Consider the following 1,488-nt stretch of genomic DNA (forward strand, 5'->3'; position numbering starts at 1 on the left):
GCAGCATAGCCCTCAGCTGGTATGTAAGCTATTTCCTTGAGTTTAAGCGCTCCTTCAAGTGCGGTTGCATAATTCACATTCCTGCCTATAAAAAATACTAGCTGTGCGTTACTCAAATCTTTTGCTAACTCGATTATAGACTTTGCATCGTCTAGTATTTTCTGTATATCTCTTGGCAGTCTTTTAACAGCGACAAGAATTGTTTTTGCATCCTCTAAGTTAATAGTTTTTTTAATAGTCCCGAGCTTTACTGCAAGCAAAGTTAGCATTACAAGCTGCGCTAAAAAACTTTTAGTAGCTGCGACGCAAATTTCAGGGCCGCATCTTATATAGAGTGAAGAGTCCGCAACCCTCGTAATAGAGCTACCCAAGACATTTACTAAAGCTAGTGTTTTATAACCCTGCTCCTTTGCTTTTCTAACTGCTGCTAGAGTATCCGCAGTTTCGCCGCTCTGAGTAATTCCAAGCACTAGAGCATCTTTGTCAAGTATTGCATTGCTATATCTGAACTCGGAGGCTAGCTCTGCAGAAGCTTTGATCTTTGCTAACGTGCTAATTAACCAGCTACCTATAAGTGCTGCATTATAAGAAGTGCCACAGCCGAGAAGCTTAACCTCGTTTATTTTCTCAAGCTGTCTATCAGAGAGCTCATCTAAAATTACTTCTGAAGCTTGCTCCGAGATTCTACCTCTTATAGTTTCACGTATGCTTTTAGGTTGCTCATGAATTTCTTTAAGCATGAAATGATCATAACCCCTCTTCTCTACCTCATCAATGCTCCAGGAAATATTCTGCACCTCTTTTTTCAGAATTTTATTATTTAGATTTTTGACTGTAAGCCTTTGTGATACAGAATCTAAAACAGCCAGTTCACCGTCTTCAAGATAAACTGCTTTTCTAGTATGTTGTAAAAAGGCTGGCACATCTGAGCCTATAAAATATTCTTTATCGCCAATGCCAACTACCAAAGGGCTCTCTAATCTTGCGCATACAAGTTTTTTCTCTTTAGAATGAATCACTGCAATCGCATAGGAGCCTTTAACCTCGGCAAGAGCTTTCCTAACAGCTTTTTCAAGATTGCCGTCATAATAACTCTCAATCAGATGTACCAGAACCTCGCTGTCTGTCTCAGAGCTGAATTTATGACCTTTCTTGAGCAATTTTTCCCTTAATAAAAGATAGTTTTCTATTATTCCGTTGTGCGCAAGCGCTATGCTACCATCGCAACTTAAAAATGGATGTGCATTACTATCGCTCGGCTCGCCATGGGTTGCCCATCTAGTATGTCCGATTGCTAATTTTCCTGAGATAGTAGGTGTGCTTCTAATCAGCTCGTTCACAGTCCCTTTCTTCTTATATAATTTTATTTTGTCTCCACTCACAACAGCTAAGCCTGCAGAATCATAGCCTCTGTACTCGAGCTTTTTCAAGCCATCAGATATTATCTTCTGCGCTTCTCTTGCGCCACAATACCCTATAATTCCACAC

At 40.1% G+C, this 1,488-nt stretch carries 1 protein-coding gene; it reads right to left on the reverse strand.

The window, feature by feature from the left end:
- A partial coding sequence (gene glmS, locus QMD21_07705) for a glutamine--fructose-6-phosphate transaminase (isomerizing) (GenBank protein ID MDI6856647.1) occupies positions 1-1,488 on the reverse strand: 1,488 nt, incomplete at both ends.

The sequence above is a fragment of the Candidatus Thermoplasmatota archaeon genome, assembly GCA_030018475.1.
In the GTDB taxonomy this organism is placed as follows: domain Archaea; phylum Thermoplasmatota; class JASEFT01; order JASEFT01; family JASEFT01; genus JASEFT01.